This is a genomic window from Paenibacillus sp. FSL R7-0179 (genome assembly GCF_038002265.1).
Taxonomy (GTDB): domain Bacteria; phylum Bacillota; class Bacilli; order Paenibacillales; family Paenibacillaceae; genus Paenibacillus_AQ.
This window is the reverse complement of sequence record NZ_JBBOCC010000002.1, coordinates 2,400,700-2,413,705: the sequence shown is the minus strand read 5'-3', so window position 1 is coordinate 2,413,705 and position 13,006 is coordinate 2,400,700. Positions and strand designations below refer to the sequence as shown.

General features: G+C 51.8%; 15 protein-coding genes and 1 pseudogene. 5 read left to right on the top strand and 11 right to left on the bottom strand.

The features are described from left to right. Positions 1 to 31 precede the first annotated feature (31 nt). From MKX63_RS26930 to MKX63_RS26910, 5 genes and pseudogenes are all read right to left on the bottom strand, one after another. Positions 32 to 454 (bottom strand): annotated as a pseudogene (locus MKX63_RS26930) (hypothetical protein). A gap of 114 nt (positions 455 to 568) precedes the next feature. Continuing rightward, positions 569 to 850, bottom strand: coding sequence for a holin (locus tag MKX63_RS26925; RefSeq protein ID WP_341021509.1), 282 nt, complete (start codon positions 848 to 850; stop codon positions 569 to 571). Between the two features lie 5 nt (positions 851 to 855). Further along, entirely contained in the window at positions 856 to 1,659 is an 804-nt protein-coding gene (locus MKX63_RS26920; RefSeq protein WP_341021507.1) for a glucosaminidase domain-containing protein, read from the bottom strand. Positions 1,660 to 2,320: 661 nt separating this feature from the next. Then, positions 2,321 to 3,952, bottom strand: coding sequence for a sensor domain-containing diguanylate cyclase (locus tag MKX63_RS26915; protein WP_341021504.1), 1,632 nt, complete (start codon positions 3,950 to 3,952; stop codon positions 2,321 to 2,323). Positions 3,953 to 4,105: 153 nt separating this feature from the next. Beyond that, entirely contained in the window at positions 4,106 to 4,711 is a 606-nt protein-coding gene (locus MKX63_RS26910; protein ID WP_341021502.1) for a pentapeptide repeat-containing protein, read from the bottom strand. A 248-nt stretch (positions 4,712 to 4,959) separates the two neighbouring features. Here MKX63_RS26910 and MKX63_RS26905 point away from each other — a divergent pair, with 248 nt between their 5' ends. Next, positions 4,960 to 5,235 carry a PilZ domain-containing protein gene (locus MKX63_RS26905; RefSeq protein WP_341021501.1) on the top strand — a complete coding sequence of 92 codons (276 nt, stop codon included), beginning with the start codon at positions 4,960 to 4,962 and terminating at the stop codon, positions 5,233 to 5,235. Between the two features lie 80 nt (positions 5,236 to 5,315). Here the strand turns inward: MKX63_RS26905 and MKX63_RS26900 are convergent, their stop codons facing one another. From MKX63_RS26900 to MKX63_RS26880, 5 genes are read right to left on the bottom strand one after another with little or no spacing between them, the layout of a single operon-like run. Continuing rightward, a complete protein-coding gene (locus MKX63_RS26900) occupies positions 5,316 to 6,053 on the bottom strand; it encodes a hypothetical protein (protein WP_341021500.1) in 738 nt (245 codons plus the stop codon). After that, positions 6,047 to 6,748, bottom strand: coding sequence for an ABC transporter ATP-binding protein (locus MKX63_RS26895; RefSeq protein ID WP_341021497.1), 702 nt, complete (start codon positions 6,746 to 6,748; stop codon positions 6,047 to 6,049). The genes MKX63_RS26900 and MKX63_RS26895 overlap by 7 nt, the downstream gene beginning before the upstream one ends. Positions 6,749 to 6,753: 5 nt before the next feature. Beyond that, on the bottom strand, positions 6,754 to 7,137 hold the full coding sequence (locus MKX63_RS26890) for a GntR family transcriptional regulator (protein WP_341021495.1): 384 nt from the start codon (positions 7,135 to 7,137) through the stop codon (positions 6,754 to 6,756). Next, on the bottom strand, positions 7,137 to 7,883 hold the full coding sequence (locus MKX63_RS26885) for an ABC transporter permease (protein ID WP_341021493.1): 747 nt from the start codon (positions 7,881 to 7,883) through the stop codon (positions 7,137 to 7,139). Before MKX63_RS26885 ends, MKX63_RS26890 begins: the two co-directional genes overlap by 1 nt. Continuing rightward, a complete protein-coding gene (locus MKX63_RS26880) occupies positions 7,876 to 8,850 on the bottom strand; it encodes an ABC transporter ATP-binding protein (protein WP_341021492.1) in 975 nt (324 codons plus the stop codon). Before MKX63_RS26880 ends, MKX63_RS26885 begins: the two co-directional genes overlap by 8 nt. Positions 8,851 to 9,135: 285 nt before the next feature. Between MKX63_RS26880 and MKX63_RS26875 the strand changes: the two genes are divergently transcribed. The 3 genes from MKX63_RS26875 to MKX63_RS26865 are packed head-to-tail and all read left to right on the top strand — an operon-like array spanning position 9,136 to position 10,619. Then, complete coding sequence (locus tag MKX63_RS26875; RefSeq protein WP_341021490.1) at positions 9,136 to 9,507, top strand: hypothetical protein; 372 nt, start codon at positions 9,136 to 9,138, stop codon at positions 9,505 to 9,507. A 51-nt stretch (positions 9,508 to 9,558) separates the two neighbouring features. Next, the gene (locus MKX63_RS26870) at positions 9,559 to 10,464 is read left to right on the top strand and encodes an aminoglycoside phosphotransferase family protein (protein WP_341021488.1); all 906 of its coding nucleotides are present in this window, start codon (positions 9,559 to 9,561) and stop codon (positions 10,462 to 10,464) included. Between the two features lie 20 nt (positions 10,465 to 10,484). After that, positions 10,485 to 10,619, top strand: a complete 135-nt coding sequence (locus tag MKX63_RS26865; protein WP_341021486.1) for a hypothetical protein — start codon at positions 10,485 to 10,487, stop codon at positions 10,617 to 10,619. Positions 10,620 to 10,768: 149 nt separating this feature from the next. Here MKX63_RS26865 and MKX63_RS26860 read toward each other — a convergent pair whose 3' ends face one another. Next, positions 10,769 to 11,716: a phosphotransferase gene (locus MKX63_RS26860; protein ID WP_341021484.1), complete on the bottom strand. Its 948-nt coding sequence runs from the start codon at positions 11,714 to 11,716 to the stop codon at positions 10,769 to 10,771. Between the two features lie 156 nt (positions 11,717 to 11,872). Here MKX63_RS26860 and MKX63_RS26855 point away from each other — a divergent pair, with 156 nt between their 5' ends. Next, positions 11,873 to 12,769 (top strand): sulfurtransferase, encoded by an 897-nt coding sequence (locus MKX63_RS26855; RefSeq protein WP_341021481.1) that lies wholly within the window; start codon positions 11,873 to 11,875, stop codon positions 12,767 to 12,769. The last annotated feature ends 237 nt before the right edge of the window (positions 12,770 to 13,006 follow it).

Genomic DNA, 13,006 nt, shown 5'->3' with positions numbered 1-13,006 from the left:
AGCGGAGCAGGATGTCCCAGGGGTCCATAGATTAATCAGACACCAGAATGCCGTCGAAGCTCTCCGGACCTACACGGACCGTACCCAAAAGATTCGAGCTGATAAACGCAGTATAGGTTAACTGCGGAGTAATCGTCGGGAGGAAATCATCTGCAGAAAAGGCGATAACCTGCGGAGCCAAAACACTAAGGCTGAAAGTGGAAGTGGCAGAATACACAACAGGGTCCGTAGCCAGTGTTCCTCGAACGATGGTTACAGTGATGCCAACCAGTGCAAGAGGTAGCGAAACCGAAACGGTTCCTTTCAGAAGTACACGTGGATTCGTGCCTACTCCAGCTGTGATCAGGCCGATTTACCCAAACAGCTGTGGAGTATTAATTACTAGAATTGGAATCGCAATAGAATTGGCAGTACTGGCATTCTGTGAGGTTCTTCCATCAACATAAGTTCCCATATCAAGCACCTCCTCTCTTCTTCACTAGTATATTTGTGTTCCTACCAAAACGATTGGATAGAACTACCATTCCCTGCACCTTATTTTATTTACGCTCAAGCAGCCGGTACTATCCTACTCATCTTTGGTCGTCCCGCTCCGCTTATTGAACGCCAGTTCAAACAATCCCGTTGCCGATAATCCGGCCAAGCCTCCGGCCCATAGACGTAGAATCAGATTCATATCTGTAAAAGGATACGCAGCCGCTCCTACCAGCAGGCCGATGGCCAGCCCCACCGCAGGAACCACGTTGCGCGGAAGGTTCACGCTGTTCTTGACGAGCTGCACCAGCGCCATGACGAATACCGCCAATACGGATGCAAAAGCGAGTACACTGTTAAGTGCATCATTGTACATACCGGCTACGCCCCCTCACTGGTAACCAGCAGACCGGCGCGGTTCAATACCGTCAGCATCCGGTAAAAATCATAGCTGCCGCCGGACGGCGTATCCAGCAGACCGGCGGCTGCCGCCGCCTGGACTGCGGGCTCAGCCCAGGCCGGCACATTCATTACTGCACGGCCCTCAATGACAGCCAGTCGCTCCGCCACACCTTTAATGGACTGGCCTTGCTCTTGAATGCCGGCCTTCAGTGTATCTCTGCTGACAGACAGTCCTGCCAGCAGCTCCTTCAACCCCCGCAGCTCGTTTTCCAGCGCCGCAATTCTTTGTTTATCTTCAGCCGACATCTCTTCATCCTCCTTCAGCTTGTCATATTGATACAGGTTATATGAATCCATAATCTGAATCAGCTTGGCTGCATAATCCGGGTCCGTTGCATAGCCAGCAGCAGCAATCTCGCGGGCGGCTGTTTTGCCATCCACTCCAATGGCCTTGCTGTACAGCTTGGGGTTCCAGGAGACTCCCCCGGTAATCAGTGCGGAATGGTCCGCTATAGATTCTCCCCAGTTATTATAGGAACGGAACTGGGCAGTCACCTGTACAGCTTGGCCATTCCTGTATTCCGTTGTCGGAAGCACCAGACTGCCCGCAGGCCCGCTGCCCTTGATCCCGAACAGATTATTGGCCTTCTGCGTCAAGCCGCTCGTTCCCCAGCCGGATTCCAGCGCCGCCTGGGCAATCGTCAGCGAAGCTGCGATACGGCTGCGCTGCATATCGGCAACCGCGAAGGAAGCAATCCGGGTGATAAATTCGGAGCTTGCCATTGCATCACTTCCTTTCCTACTGTAATAAATGCACCGCTCTGCCAAACTGCCTGTGCTTATCCCTGTTATGATGTATATGGAAGCGGACTGAAGCTTATACGCATGCAAACAGCGCCCGGAGCTTACACCCAGGCGCTGTTTCAATAACCCCCTATTTTCCCTTCCGCTAAAATACGCTAAGGATAATAATCAGCAAAATAAACAATACCAGTATGGTCGCGGTTGACGTTCTCAGACCTCCACTCATCTAGAGCCCTCCTTTCTTACGCATATGCCCAGTTTTGATTCCTCTACATCATATGCCTGTAGTCCCAAAAAAACTGGGCGAACGCACAATATGGGATATATATGTAATAAAAAGTATTGTTAAATCTTCCATCCTGGCTTAGACTAGTAATAATTAACTATATCGGAGGGACTAATTTACTATGCCTTCATATTATTTCAAGGAAATTTGGACACCGCTGAGCTGGATAGGCATTAAGTTTTTCCGGGACGATGAAGGATTTCTATGGATAAAGAGATGGTCTAATCCACGTAAGCGGCTGCGCTGAATGTAGTGAGAACACGTCAAACAACCTTTTATCCGGCACAAGAGGAGCACCCCCGTCCTGCTGATAAAAGGTTGTTTGTTGTATCTGTCTGCTTCAGACTCCTGATCCTAAGATGCCGCCTCGAAGGTAATCCGGTTCTTCCCGCTCCGCTTGGAGATATACAGCGCTTCGTCTGCGAGCCGCAGGGTCAGGGTGGTATCTCCGCCGTCCGGAGTCCATACAGCAGCACCTACGCTGCAGCCCACACGCAGCTCCTCGCCTTTGATCAGAATCGGCTGGTTGATCTTGCTGATAATCCGCGAAGCCACTACCTCCGCTTCCTTCATCGGTTTGCCCGCCGAGGTATTGAGAATAATCACGAATTCATCCCCGCCCAGCCGGGCAACGATCTCATTGTCCCGCGTACAGTCCATCAGCCGGAAGGCAACCTCCTGCAGCAGAGCATCTCCAACCGCATGGCCGAAGCTGTCGTTCACTTTTTTGAAGCCGTCCAGATCCATGTACAAAAAGCTTAGCGTTGTCCGCTTCTGCTTGGCCTTACTGACTGCATGGGCCAAAAACTCATCCAGCGCTGCCCGGTTGGGCAAGCCGGTAAGCTTATCATGCAGCGCCATATCCGACATATAGCTTAGCTTGGTCTCTGTCTTGGTCAGGTTGTTCACCAGGCCCCGCAGAGAGGCCGACAGAATCGCCACATCCTTGAACCGGGTAGACGTGGGGATCTCCACATCGGCACCGGAGCTGAGCTGGTCGGCTGTACGGGTGATATCCCTCAGCGGACGACTGATCCATGTGGCCAGCAGCCAGCCGATTAGTGCGAAGACTGCTGCGGTCAGCAGACCGCTGATCAATATGAAGCGTTCAAGCTGATGGACTGAGGCAAAAGCAATGTCTGCAGGCTGACGGATAATGACCGTCCAGCCAAGGCCAGGGTAGTTCAAGTAACCATCGCCGTAGGCGTATCCCGTCAGATAGGAGTCACGGCCCCGCTCCTGTTCAATCACGTAGGAGCTCTTGCCGCTGCGGGCCTGCTGCAGAACCGCATCCGACATTCTTTTGCCGGTGAGCGCTTCAGGTCCCAGCAGAATGGTGTCATCCTTCTTGCTGACCACGAACACCTCCACGCCTTTAAGCCGTTCTTTGAGCGGATTCACAATGGAGGCCTCGACCTCGCGTGACCACTCCCAGCTAAGATGTGCCGCCAGCACGCCGCTTGTCTGTCCTTGCTTGTCCATAACCGGCACGCTCACATCAACGAACTGCAGCGCTTCGCCCGTCGGACTCTGCAGCAGCTTAGAGAGCAACACCGCATCGTGGACATCCCCGACGAAGGTTCCCTTAAGCGCCTGCTGGAAGACCGGCCTCTGGCTGATATTTGTTCCTTGCAGAATCCGATCAGTAGAAGCAACTACATTTCCTGTCTTATCCAGAAAGCCCACCCAGGTGAATACCGGCAGACTTTTCTTCAACTGATCCAGCAATCCGCCGGCTTCTGCCGGTTCCACAGGCTCCTGAAAAGCATCAAGCTTACTCAAAACTTCTATTTCACCGGAACGTGACCACATGAACTGATCCAGCTTCTCGGACATTTGATTGGCCTCTGCGGCCAGGGAGCTGCCGATACCGACTTCTACGGAAGTGGTGGAACGGTTGCCGATCACATAGCTGAGTATAGCCGTGAGCAGGATGATAGTGACCGCAAATGCTGTTGAAAATAAAGTGCGAAGACTTAATGACATGTACACTCTCCTCTTCCGATGACCTTGTTCATGATTCCGACCACTGAAGAACTCTTGCAGCAACATGTCGAAAAGGGTCGATATTTCTTTATCGGAAAAGTCCAGCAGAAATATAATACAGCACCCGGCACACTGCCGTTTTTTCTTGAGCCGTTACCCTACCTTCGCTCCCATAGAGCGGGCCAGCAGCACAGCCTGCTCCACATCCAGCCGCACGTTTTTGAGATCCAGGCTCTTCAGGTCGATCCCTTCCAGCTTGGCGTCACGCAGATCCGCCCCTGCAAGCTTACACTGGGCAAGCTGAACCCGGCTTAAATCCGCCCCGCGCAGATCCGCCTTTTGCAAATCACAGCCCTGCATATCGGCCTCGGTGAACCGGATGCCACGCAGATCCTGCCTGCTGAGATTCAGATGGCGCAGATTCGTATAGGCCCAGTCCCCTCCGCTCAATGTGATTCCGTCCATATGGGCGTTGGCGAAATCCGATCCGACCATCTTGCAGTTCTCGAACTTCGCCACGAACAGATTCGCTCCGGTGAACTTGCAGTTGGTGAACGCACCATTCGTGTGCAGCGAAGCATTCAGCAGGGCACCGGTGAAATCGCAATCGACAAACCGGCAGCCGCTGGAGGTCATCTCTTCCATCGAAGCCCCCCGGAAGGAGCAGCGCTCAAAGGTACAGCCGTTAATTTCTCCATCCTGCAACGCCGCGTAATCGAAATTATGCTCATTAAACGTTTCATTATAATATTGATACATGGCTTAAGCACCTCTTGATCTGGGTATTGGACCAAAGATATGGTATAACATATACTATATTATTCTTTAAATATACTACTTTAGGAGATTGTCCAAGTGTAGCCGTTTCGATATAATAGCAAATAAAATCGCGGAGGTAAATGATGGATGACTCCAGCAGAAAAGAACCATTCCGATATGTAATGAACCAGCCCATCGATTGCTGGCTTGAGATTCCCGCCAGTAATTCGGGACCGGGAGCGGGAAAATTGACTGAGGGTATCCTGCTTGACCTTAGCCGCTCCGGCTGTAAGGTCCGTACCTCGCTGAACCTCCGCTTCACCGCAGGGGATACGAAGCTGATTATTCATTTTCAGCTGGCGGAAGAGAAGCTACAGTACGAAGGCAATGTCCGCTGGGGCTGGATGTTCGGTCTGGGACAATACCAGTACGGGGTAAGGCTGGACCTGCAGGAAGACGAGGAAGAACAGCTCCTGCGGGAGCTGGAGCTCTGGACCAGCGGAAGAAGCGCTCAAGGCTTATAGCTATTCCTCTCCTTAATGATGCACACAAACGCAAGCAAGGCTGATAGACACCTTGCTTGCGTGAAATAGGAACGTACCTTTTATACTTCGATTCTTCTCCTCACCAGCATAACCATTCCATAGATCATCAGGCACACCACCGCCACTTCAAACAGCAGCGCCCCTGGATTAATTGGAAGGTATGGAATAGTAAATTCACTGCCAGTTTGGGGTTCTCCATTGTAAATCTCGAATTTAAAGGCATTATCCAGACCAATGAAGTAGGTGTTAAAGAGCAACTTCTCCAGATAACCAATCCCGTTCTGCAGCAGGACCAAAAGGGCGATGCCAACCCAGACTCTCCATTTCATGCGCAGACTGTAGGCTACGGTAAAGGAGAACATCACCATCACCATTAGAAATCCGCTGGACCAGACGGATTGAAGCAATGCCCTGAAGCCAACCGTCTGCAGGTTGCCGGGTATGAAATTTGCTGTGGTGTACAGCAGCTTGAAGATTCCCAGATGGGCCAGGCCGATGAGGATGACCACACCCATCAGCAGCAGCGCCAGCAGCATGGGGGACAGGACCGTCTGCAGTGCTGTAACCGGCAAAAGCCGCCGCTGATAGGATTTAAGATTACGGAAATATCCGGTAACCGCGATAAATATCATCGCGATGGCCAGTATACAGTAAATAACCAGATTGAGCGAGGCCAAGTTCACGTCTATCTGTGCACTGGAGATCCACAGCCCGGCCTGAGCCAGCAACGCAATGACGATGAAGACGAGAATGCGTTCTTTTCGGCGTTTAAGATCGTATTTTAATAGCTTCAGCATTCGGCAAACACCTCTCTGAACAGCTCATCTACACTTTTCCCGTGCTCTTGTCTAAGCTCCTCCACCGGACGATGCAGTACAATCTCCCCATCCTTCAGGAAAATCACCTCATCAAAGATCCGTTCAATATCCGTTACCAGATGGGTGGAGAGCAGAATACTGCTGTCCTCCTCATAGAACTCCATCAGCGCATTCAGAATCTTGGTCCGTGCCACCGGATCAACGCCGCCAATCGGCTCATCCAGCAGATATAATCTGGCCCGGCGGGAGAGGGCTAAGGTCAGCTGCAGGCGTTCATTCATCCCTTTGGATAACGTCCGCACCTTATCCGCTGTGCGCAGCTTCATGAAATCCAGCATCCGCAGCGCCTTGGCCTGATCGAAATCCGGGTAGAAATCCTGTTGAAATCTCAGCGCATCCCCAATATTCATCCATGACTCCGTGACCGGCACATCCGGCATGAAGGAGACGAGCTTCTTGCTCTCGACGCCCACGGGTACGCCAAGAATTGAGATCCGGCCCGAGCCGGGCCAGGCGAGTCCTGAAATCAGCTTCATGAGTGTGCTTTTGCCGCTGCCGTTGCTTCCCAGAAGACCGGTAATGGTGCCGCTGCCCAGCTTGAAGGAGACCTGGTTCATCGCCTGTCTGTGCCCGAACTGTTTGCTCACATTCTGAATGTCAAGTATATCATCCACTCTTCTTACTCCCCCTGTTCCTGGTTACGCTGATGAATGTTCTCCGCTACTGCTGCCAGAATATCTTCGCTCTGGAAGCCGAGCTCCTGCATGCCGCGGATAAAACGGTCCAGCACATCCTGTGCCATCTCCTTCTTGACGGTCATAATTGTCTCCTCACTTCCGGTCACATATCTGCCCATGCCGCGGCGGGTCTCCACGATGGTCTCACGCTCCAGTTCCTGAAATGTTCTTTGTACGGTATTCGGGTTAATCTGCAGTTCAGCGGCCAATTCACGGACAGAGGGAATCTTATCTCCAGGCTTCAGCTTACCGGTGATAATCTCTCCCTTGATGTAATTCATGATCTGGAGATAAATCGGCTGGTTATTATCGAATTCGATTCCCATCAAGCAACATCCCTGCGTCTGAAGACGGCGAAGCCTGCAAGCAGAAACAGCGTCATGTAGATGCACAGCAGGATAATGGAAAAGGTCAGACTCATTCCCTGCATCGGCGCACCGCCATCCTGGTAGGCTGCGAGATTAAGATTTGGGAACAGCACATATTTGTAGAACTCACGGGAAATGACCAGCTTGTCGATGGTGGTGGCGAAGATGGTCGCCCCAATGGTTACGCCCGTTGATTTCGTCAGAATCCCCAGCATGAAGCCGATCGTGGCGTAGACGGTACAGTACACAGTTGAATACAGCAGCGAAGCAAGAATCGCTCCTACTCCCGCTTCCCCTCCGCTGAGTCCGAAGAAGACCGCGCCTGAGAGGAACAGCGCCACCGCTGCAACTACTTGCATGCTAAGTGTATACAGCAGTACAGTTACATATTTGGAGGCCAGAATTGCCGTGCGGCTGCGGGCACGGATCAGCAGAAATTTGATCGTGCCCTGGCTGTATTCTCTGGATACAATCCCTGCTGTCCCGACGATGACCAGAATGGCCAGAATCTGGCCAATGCCTCTAGGCTGAAGAGAATCCGCCGTAAAGTCCGCCCCTGAAGCATACATATCCGTAGCAAAAGTACGTGTCATATAGCCCGCGGCCAGCGAGAACACCAGCAGGAGGACATAAGGAATGATATTACTGCGTTTCTTAGTTATTTTGAGCCATTCATTCAACACAAGCAGATTAAATTTACGCAATGCGGTTGCCCCCTGTCCATTTCAGGAAATCCTCTTCCAGACTTTGCCTGTTCTCAGTGATCCGGTAAATCCCTACCTTGGCTTCACTGAGCGCCGCCACAACCTTCGGCACGTCTCCGTCTGCCAGCTGTACATGCAGCTCGGAATGAGCTTCATCCGTTCCAGTAACCTTGACGCCCTGCAAGGCTCCGGCCACAGTCCGTGCAGCTTCAAGCTTATCTACCCGGATCGCAAGCGCTACCTCACTCCGTGCCTCCGGCGCTTCCGTAAGCTGTGTCACCGTTACAAGCTTGCCGTTCTGAATGACCACCGCCCGGTGGCAGATCTGTTCAATCTCAGCCAGCATATGACTGGAGATTAGAATGGCAATGCCCTCTACCTCTGCTATTCTCCGCATATAGTCGCGCATCTCCCGGATGCCGGCAGGGTCCAGCCCGTTGGTCGGTTCATCCAGAATGAGCAGCTTCGGCGAGTGCAGCAAGGCCTGAGCGATTCCCAGACGCTGGCGCATCCCAAGCGAGTAAGCCCGAACCTTCTTGTTCATCGCCTCCTGCAGCCCCACCAGCTCGACGACCTCCTTAATTCGCGGTTCCCCTGCTCCATCACTCATACGTAGATATTGCAGCAGGTTGTCGTACCCGGTCATATGAGGGTAGAACTCAGGATTTTCAATAATTGCCCCGATCTGTGAGATCGCCTGCTTGAAATCCTTCCGGATGCTGTGCCCATGAATCAGAACATCCCCTCCGCTCATACGGATCAGTCCGGTCATCATCCGGATGGTGGTCGTTTTGCCGGCACCGTTCGGTCCCAGCAGCCCTACAATCTCTCCTTTCTGAATCTTGAAGCTTAGACTATCCACAATTGCCTTACCCTTAATCACTTTACTGACACCTTGCATTTCCAGTACGGTTTGTTCTTGCGCTGGACCAGACGGTCCCTGAGCATAATGAGCAGTTGTATTCATGACAGCCTCCTTGTGCGGATCGGTATCGGTGGAGTATTCATTCCACGGGTTGTTGCTGTGCTGGAACATGTGTATTTTCAATGTTGTATTGGTGTGTTAGTTAAATAGTACACTAGGGTTTTCATTTTGTAAAGCGGGTTTGTGAAAAATTTCCTGAAGCTATATGTAAACAGGCTATCCGTGCAGGGATTCTAACCATACCGGTCTCTATCAGCATACATATAATAGTATTGCAGCTGGCGATATTTTGCTGCTTTTGCCAAAACGCTCCAAGGAGGAATACACATGAATAAAGAGGTTCATATCTCGCAGACTTATCCAAGACTGACCGTGTACAGCGAAGAAAACTTCCGGGGAAGAAGCAGAATCTACAGGGGCAACCTCGGCATCCGCAATACGGACAATATTCTGGATGGCATCGAAAGCCTACGCTTCTTCTCGACCAGCAGCAATGCTACACTCGTTCTGTTCAGCAGAACCCGGTTCAGAGGCAGCTTCCGTGTGCTTCGCGGCAATCACAGCATCCGCGATCTGGATGACTACATCTCCGGCAACGACGTAGAATCGATCATCTCCACTAACCAGAGACTGACGCTGGATCAGATCCGCCGTATCCGCAGCAGCGGAGATCTTCCTGCGGGCTACCGGTTAATCTAAAAGAATACGCTCGCTGAAACAGGGCACTCTCTGGTATCGCCCAGCCGGAGAGTGCCCTGTTTGTTGTGTCTATGGTTTAGTCAATTTCAGGTCTTGGCGAATTACAGGCAGAATAGTGTAAGAACCGGGGTCTGGAAGCTGCAAGCCGGTCAGGACTCTAAAAATTATTACTTGAAAACATACAGCCGCAAACAGAGACGGCACCCGGAAGTCTATGCATACCGTCATTGCGTGGGGCCTTTGAAGCCATATGTGCCTGAGTTAATCGCTGCTTACGAGGGGGAGGGTTGGCAGGCCATACTAATTACTGCAATCGATGGGTCCATTATGAGAGAGACGGCACTAAGCCCGAGCGCTGTTGAAACCGCTTTTTACAAGGCAGGCGAATTAACCAAGATTCTGCATCTATCACAGACAGGCCCCTGGTTCGGCCGCCCCGATCAATACGGAAACCCGATAGAGCTAAGTCACAATGCTGACCCGGTGCAGTATGTTGCTGATGCCATTCAGGACTTAACTTCACAGTGTGTTGATGAAGGGCTGCTGCAAGCCGATGAATTAAGGTTAACCGAATGGGCACTTCAGAATGTTCATATCTTCCGGCATAGCTCACCTGTGCCTATTAGCTGGGACTCTACGCCAGGCAACTGGCTGGTGGATGACCAGGGGATTTTGACGGGAATGATCGACTTCGAGAATATGTTGTGGGGGCTGGCTGTGGACAACTTCTCCATTCTGTTCGCCAGATATTTCATAGATCATCCGTCTGCCAGAGATGCCTATTTTGCAGGATATGGACCTGAAGTGCTTAAGGACCAGTCTGCCGAAATACAATTATGCTGCATCAAAATGGCCCTCGGCGATATCTGCTGGGGTACTCACCATCATCAACCTGAGGTCGTCCGCTCTGGCAGAGAGCTTATGACAAGAATACATAATCAGCAGCTTTTCCTGTAAGGAAGCATGGATGAGGAAGCTTGAAGGAAGCGCAAGCCTCATCCGTGGCAGCAGCAAGTGGACAAACGTATCTTAATTTCTTAATTTGCGCCGATGAAGCTCAAGCAAGTGGAAAAACAGCAAATACTGAGGACGGTTTCGCCAATATGGGGTGAACGCAGCTCAATTAGGTGTTGTTTTTCCAACTATTTATTCATAAAACAACGTATATTCATTAGTAAGTGGAGAAAAGGAAACTATTCCAGCTACCTTCCGCAGACACCGGGTTATCGCTAAATAAACACCTTGACGCTTAGCTTCCCGCCTACATCGCAGCTACCTCTGCCGCGAGCTCCCTCACCTGCTGCTGCAAGACATTTACCTCATCGGTCCCTTCCCAGTAGCGGGTGACAAAATGCAGGAATACATCGATCTTACGCAGGAGCATAAGCACCGGAATAGCTGCCAGTTCTTCGGGAGTCAACGTGATCCGGCGATTATACCCCCTCCAGAAATCACGAATGATCCGCTCCGAGTCCTCATGACTAAGCAGTGCCGACAGGATTACAGCCGCATCCATAACCCGTACATCCCTTGTGCAAAATTCAAAATCCAGCAGCGCCGTTACCCGGGCGGTATCCGCTCCATCCACCAGCAGGTTGGAAGCATTCAGATCGCCGTGTACCAGCTGATGCGGCAGGCTCTGAAGTTGTTCCAGCGAATCAGCCGCATTATCGTAAGCCTCCACCAATAGGGTCAGCTCCGGGAGCAGCTCCTTCAGAGACTCGGGCGGGTCCGTCACCAGACCATGCAGCGCTTCACGGGTGCACAGCGGATACGAGGTCCGAAGCTCATAGTATGGACGGTATACGGACGGGATGCCCGTATCGATCTCAGCCAGTGCAGCGGACAAGATGCCTGACGCTTCTCCAAAAGATTCATAGTAATCTGAAGCTTGTCCGGACGGGGACTCCCCTTCAATATAAGCGAACAAGCAGGCGAATTTTCCGCTGTCTTCGAGTTGAACCAAGGTCTCTCCACTGGCAGTACGGATCGGAAGTGGTGTACTGAACGGCAGACCGGCCCCGGCCAGTTTCAGGAGAACCGAATGTTCGAATTCTATTTTGTTTCTGTCCTTATGTGTGTCGTAGATCCGCAGCACCGCGCGGCGCTCCCCGCTCTCCACGAAATAAGTGGTGTTATTCCATCCCCCGCTCCGTTTGTGTAATGTTCCCTTCCATTCAGGCCAGACCTGACTCACGATGGCCTCCATAGGCTTATGCCCCTTTCGACAATAGGTTATGTATCCAGCCATTGTAGAATCAGATCAGGACCGTGTCAAATGATCAGCCAGCCCTACCGTTATACGGTCAACGAATTATCCGCTATAATAGACACCATATAACACTAGCAAAGGATGGTATTACCTATGGACTCTACTGTAAGCAAACGCTGGCTTCTCGCCAGACTCTATGAGCCGGAACAAATCATCGTAGACTGCCGGTTCACCTTGGGCAAGCCTCAGGAGGGCAAAGAACGTTATAATAAAGAGCATATTCCAGGCGCAGTCCACCTCGATTTGGAGCACGACCTGTCTGCTCCTGTAGGCGGGCATGGCGGACGACATCCCCTTCCCGATACGCAAGTGCTGGCATCCCGGCTGTCCAAGCTCGGCATCGGCAACCACTCACGTATTGTGGCCTACGATGATGAGAACGGCATGAATGCCGCCCGGCTGTGGTGGCTGCTGCGCTACCTCGGTCATGAGCAGGTCTTCATTCTGGAGGGCGGCTTCAGCGCCTGGAAAGCAGACAAATACCCGGTAACGGATCATCAGCCGATTCGCGTACCCAGCTCGTTCGTGGCAAATGTTCAACCGCAGATGCTGGCAGGTGTTGATGAGGTGCGGGAGGTTTCGGAGAAAACAGTTAATAATGCTGGCGCTGAGTCTGGGAGTGACGTCAACGATGCGGATGCTGTACCTACTCTTCCCGTGCTGATCGACTCCCGCGCGAATGACCGCTATCGCGGGCTGAACGAGACCTTGGACAAGAAGGCAGGCCATATTCCTGGCGCGCTCAACTTTTTCTGGAAAGATACGCAGAATACAGACGGCAGCTTCAAGAGCGCTGAGGAGCTTCAGGAGCATTTCGCCCGGTTGGACAAGGATGCGGAGATCATCGTCTACTGCGGCTCCGGCGTTACCGCCTGTCCAAATATACTGGCACTGGAGAAAGCCGGGTATAAGAATGTGAGGCTGTATGCGGGGAGCTGGAGTGACTGGATATCCTTTCCGGCAAATCCTATTGCCACTGAGGAAGAGTAACGTTTAAGAGCCCGCGTTGGACGCGGGCTTTTAGTGCTGGAGTTATGATTTTTGTCCCTTTAAATTGAAAGAAAGGATTAAACCTGCGGCGGCAATTACAGTCAAGCTCCAAAATGCCATGTAAAAGCCAAGCAGTATGTTCTCCATACCGGCTAATGAAGTGTTATTCCTCGATAGAGTCATGATTGCAATCAGAAAAACGCCTCCGAGGGAACTGGCTAACGAGCGGATCGAAAT

Coding starts and splice junctions, on each gene's coding strand:
- MKX63_RS26875 (WP_341021490.1), top strand. CDS start 9,136: ATGAATAAAGAGGTTCATATCTCGCAGACTTATCCAAGACTGACCGTG.
- MKX63_RS26855 (WP_341021481.1), top strand. CDS start 11,873: ATGGACTCTACTGTAAGCAAACGCTGGCTTCTCGCCAGACTCTATGAG.
- MKX63_RS26860 (WP_341021484.1), bottom strand. CDS start 11,716: ATGGAGGCCATCGTGAGTCAGGTCTGGCCTGAATGGAAGGGAACATTA.
- MKX63_RS26925 (WP_341021509.1), bottom strand. CDS start 850: ATGTACAATGATGCACTTAACAGTGTACTCGCTTTTGCATCCGTATTG.
- MKX63_RS26880 (WP_341021492.1), bottom strand. CDS start 8,850: ATGAATACAACTGCTCATTATGCTCAGGGACCGTCTGGTCCAGCGCAA.
- MKX63_RS26910 (WP_341021502.1), bottom strand. CDS start 4,711: ATGTATCAATATTATAATGAAACGTTTAATGAGCATAATTTCGATTAC.
- MKX63_RS26920 (WP_341021507.1), bottom strand. CDS start 1,659: ATGGCAAGCTCCGAATTTATCACCCGGATTGCTTCCTTCGCGGTTGCC.
- MKX63_RS26900 (WP_341021500.1), bottom strand. CDS start 6,053: ATGCTGAAGCTATTAAAATACGATCTTAAACGCCGAAAAGAACGCATT.
- MKX63_RS26915 (WP_341021504.1), bottom strand. CDS start 3,952: ATGTCATTAAGTCTTCGCACTTTATTTTCAACAGCATTTGCGGTCACT.
- MKX63_RS26890 (WP_341021495.1), bottom strand. CDS start 7,137: ATGGGAATCGAATTCGATAATAACCAGCCGATTTATCTCCAGATCATG.